This window comes from Nonomuraea lactucae (genome assembly GCF_003313395.1).
In the GTDB taxonomy this organism is placed as follows: domain Bacteria; phylum Actinomycetota; class Actinomycetes; order Streptosporangiales; family Streptosporangiaceae; genus Nonomuraea; species Nonomuraea lactucae.
The window spans coordinates 1-3944 of sequence record NZ_QNFZ01000738.1 but is presented as its reverse complement, the minus strand read 5'-3'; the positions used below and the strand labels follow the sequence as shown (position 1 = coordinate 3944).

Annotated in this window: 3 protein-coding genes and 1 pseudogene; all 4 read left to right on the top strand. The window is 73.2% G+C overall.

The annotated features are described in order from the left end of the window. Positions 1-1070: pseudogene (locus DQW85_RS46060) on the top strand (hypothetical protein); the annotation flags it as partial. 92 nt (positions 1071-1162) lie between these two features. Beyond that, complete coding sequence (locus DQW85_RS26375) at positions 1163-1831, top strand: TetR/AcrR family transcriptional regulator (protein ID WP_205315423.1); 669 nt, start codon at positions 1163-1165, stop codon at positions 1829-1831. 53 nt (positions 1832-1884) lie between these two features. Then, on the top strand, positions 1885-3417 hold the full coding sequence (locus DQW85_RS26370) for an acyl-CoA carboxylase subunit beta (RefSeq protein ID WP_113702634.1): 1533 nt from the start codon (positions 1885-1887) through the stop codon (positions 3415-3417). After that, the coding region (locus DQW85_RS26365; RefSeq protein ID WP_275888262.1) for a biotin carboxylase N-terminal domain-containing protein at positions 3414-3944 on the top strand (531 nt) is incomplete at its 3' end. The genes DQW85_RS26370 and DQW85_RS26365, both read left to right, overlap by 4 nt.

Sequence of the window (3944 nt, the reverse complement as noted above, 5' to 3'; positions counted from 1 at the left end):
GCACCCCTGGCCTGAACGCCCCCGGCCCCAGCGCCCCTGGCCTGAACCCCCACGGCCCTAACGCCCCCGGCCGGCCGGCCGCGGGAGACCAGAAGCCCGGGGGAGGCCATGGTCCGGGCGGGAACCGGCCGGGACCGGGTGGGGGCGGTGACGCGGCGGCGGCCAGGCAGCGCCGTACGCTGACCTTCGCCCTGTCCGGGGCGGCCGCCGCCGCTCTGCTCGTGGTGACCGGCGCCGTCGTGCTCAGCGGCAACGGCGGCAAGCCGCAGGTCTTACGGCAGGTGGGCAACGCCTCCCAGGCGAGCGCCCAGGGAGACGGCTCCGGCCAGGCCGTGGACCCGCCGGTGATAGATCTGACGATGGAGCCGACCACCCTCCCGAGCGCGGACTCCCTGCCCACGCCCGAACTGGAGGAAGTAGGGCCGACCAAGGGGCCCGGGAAGGAGCAGGGCCTGCCCCTCCAGAACGAGCCGCAGACGAACCAGATCCCGGTCCCCGCCACCGCGAAGCCCAAGACGGAGAGCGAGAAGGAGCCCACGGACAAGCCCACGGACAAGCCCTCGACCCGCAGGCCGGAGCCCAAGCCCAGCAGATCGGCCAAGCCAGACGACAGGGTGGACCCGGATGCCGACCCCGCGGGCGAGCCCTCGCCGGAGCCGGCCGTGGAGATCTCCTCGGGCTCGAAGAGGACCACGCCCAGGCCCACCTCCAAGCCGACCGTGAAGCCGACCCCGGCGCCGAAGCCGAACCCGTACACGGCCACGCAGGTGTGCGGCGCGGGCTACAAGGTGGTCGACAGCCACGCGCTGGGCGGCAACGCGACCGTCTACCTCCTCTACAGCACCGGCGCGGGCAGGAACTGCGTGGTGACCATGTCGAGGCTGGTGCATCCGGGCAGGGTCCAGATGAACGCCGTCCTCCAGGTCAAGGGCGGCGCCAGCGGCGGCAACGCGGGCAGGTTCACCGCGTACGCCGGTCCGGTCCGGCTGGCGGCCGTGAAGAAGTGCGTCATCTGGGGCGGCTCCTGGGGCACCACGACGTGGAAGTCCGGCTGGAGCCACTGCGGCTGACCGGCGCACCATCGTCCACGCGAGGCCCTCCGCGACCAGCAGGTCGCGGAGGGCCTTCCGCTTTCCGGGACGGCCGGGATACGCTAGTTGACGTGATCGTCAAGTCAGATGAGCTCGGCCGGGCCGTGGAACGGCCGGCGAGGGACGCGCTGACCGCGCGGGGGCGGCGGACCAGGGCCGCGCTGGCGCAGGCCGGGAGGGAGGCGTTCGACGAGCACGGGTACGAGGCCGTGCGCGTCGACGACGTCTGCGCCCGCGCCGGGGTGTCGCACGGCACCTTCTACACCTACTTCGACTCCAAGGAGGCGCTGTTCCGCGAGGTCGCCGCGGCTGTGGTGGGCGAGATGTTCACCGCGAGCGTCGTGGGGCCGGCCGTGCCCGACGACCCCTACGCGCGCATCGAGGCGGCCAACCGGCTCTACCTGCGGGCCTGGGCCGCGAACTCGCGGCTGATCCGGATGCTGGAGCGGGCCGCGACGGCCGAGGAGGGCTTCCGCGACCTGCTTCTGGAGCTGCGCGAGGCGTTCGTGCGGCGGGGCGCGGAAGGGCTGCGGCGGCTGCAGGAGCAGGGGCTGGCCGATCCGGCGCTCGACCCGAGGCTGACCGCGATCATGCTCGGCGGCATGGTGGAGCAATTCGCCCACGTCTGGCTCGACCTGGGCGAGCGGGCCGACGAGCGGACCGCCGTCGACCTGCTGACGAGGCTCTGGGCGCGGGCCATCGGATTGACGCCCGCGTCAACTTCTGAGGAGGTCCGGTGATCACGAGCAGGCTGGATCCGGCCGCGCCCGAGCATCTCCAGCGGCGCGCGGCGATGCTCGGCAAACTGGCCGAGCTGGAGGCCGAGCACGCCAAGGCGGTCGCGGGTGGCGGCGAGAAGTACGTCGAGCGGCACCGCGCCCGCGGCAAGCTGCTCGCCAGGGAGCGGATCGAGCTGCTCCTCGACCCCGACTCGCCGTTCCTGGAGCTGTCGCCGCTGGCCGCCTGGGGCAGCGACTTCCCGGTGGGCGCGAGCGTGGTGACGGGGATCGGGGTGATCGAGGGCGTCGAGTGCGTGATCTCCGCGAACGACCCCACGGTCCGGGGCGGCGCCTCCAACCCGTGGACGCTCAGGAAGACGCTCAGGGCCTCCGACATCGCGCTCGAGAACCGCCTGCCGTACGTCAATCTGGTGGAGAGCGGCGGGGCCGACCTGCCGACGCAGAAGGAGATCTTCATCCCGGGCGGCCGGGTGTTCCGCGACCTGACGCGGCTGTCCGCCGCGGGCGTGCCCACGGTCGCGCTCGTCTTCGGCAACTCCACGGCGGGCGGCGCGTACGTGCCCGGCATGAGCGACTACGTGGTGATGGTGCGCGAGCGGGCCAAGGTGTTCCTCGGCGGGCCGCCGCTGGTGAGGATGGCGACCGGCGAGGAGTCCGACGACGAGTCGCTCGGCGGGGCCGAGATGCACGCGCGCACCAGCGGCCTGGCCGACTACCTGGCGCTGGACGAGCACGACGCGCTGCGGATCGGGCGGCGGATCGTCCGCTCGCTCAACTGGCGCAAGCTGGGCGCCGGGCCGCGGCCCGTGCGCGAGCCCGCGTATCCGTCCGAGGAGCTGCTCGGGATCGTGCCGGAGGACCTGAAGATCCCGTTCGACCCCCGCGAGGTGATCGCGCGGATCGTGGACGGCAGCGAGTTCGAGGAGTTCAAGCCGCTCTACGGCGCGTCGCTGGTGACCGGGTGGGCGTGGCTGCACGGCCATCCGGTCGGCATCCTGGCCAACGCGCGGGGCGTGCTGTTCAGCGAGGAGTCGCAGAAGGCCGTGCAGTTCATCCAGCTCGCGAACCAGTCGCGCACCCCGCTGCTGTTCCTGCAGAACACGACCGGCTACATGGTCGGCAAGGAGTACGAGCAGGGCGGCATCATCAAGCACGGCGCGATGATGATCAACGCAGTGTCCAACTCGACGGTGCCGCACCTGACCGTGGTGATGGGGGCCTCGTACGGCGCGGGCAACTACGGGATGTGCGGCCGGGCGTACGATCCGCGGTTCCTGTTCAGCTGGCCGAGCGCGAAGTCGGCGGTGATGGGGCCGGCGCAGCTCGCCGGGGTGCTGTCGATCGTGGGCCGCGCCTCGGCGCGGGCGCGCGGTCAGGTGTACGACGAGGAGGCCGACGCGGCGATGAGGGCGATGGTGGAGGCGCAGATCGAGGCGGAGTCGCTGCCGTTCTTCCTGTCGGGGCGGCTGTACGACGACGGGGTGATCGACCCGCGCGACACCCGGACGGTGCTGGGGCTCTGCCTGTCGGCGATCAACAGCGCGCCGGTGCCCGAGCCGGCGGGATACGGGGTGTTCCGGCCATGATCACGCGCTTGCTGGTGGCGAACCGCGGGGAGATCGCGCGGCGGATCTTCCGGACCTGCCGGGCGCTCGGGATCGAGACCGTGGCGGTCTTCTCGGACGCGGACGCCCGCGCGCCGCACACGGCCGAGGCCGACCAGGCGGTGCGGCTGAGCGGCGTGCGCCCCTCCGACACCTACCTGGCCGCCGGACGGGTGCTCGAGGCCTGTCGGGCGTCGGGGGCGGACGCGGTGCACCCTGGATACGGCTTCCTGTCGGAGAACGCGGACTTCGCGCGAGCCGTGCTGGAGGCGGGCCTGGTCTGGGTCGGGCCGCCGCCGGAGGCCATCGCGGCCATGGGGTCGAAGATCGGGGCGAAGCGGCTGATGGCCGAGGCCGGGGTGCCCGTGCTCCCCTCGCTGGAGCTGCAGGAGGCGCCGGGCGCGGGCCTGCCGGCGGGCTGGGACCTCCCCGTGCTGGTGAAGGCGTCCGCGGGCGGGGGCGGGCGCGGCATGCGGGTGGTGCGGGCGGCCGAGGACCTCGCGCGGGAG

Coding starts and splice junctions, on each gene's coding strand:
- DQW85_RS26370 (WP_113702634.1), top strand. CDS start 1,885: ATGCTCGGCAAACTGGCCGAGCTGGAGGCCGAGCACGCCAAGGCGGTC.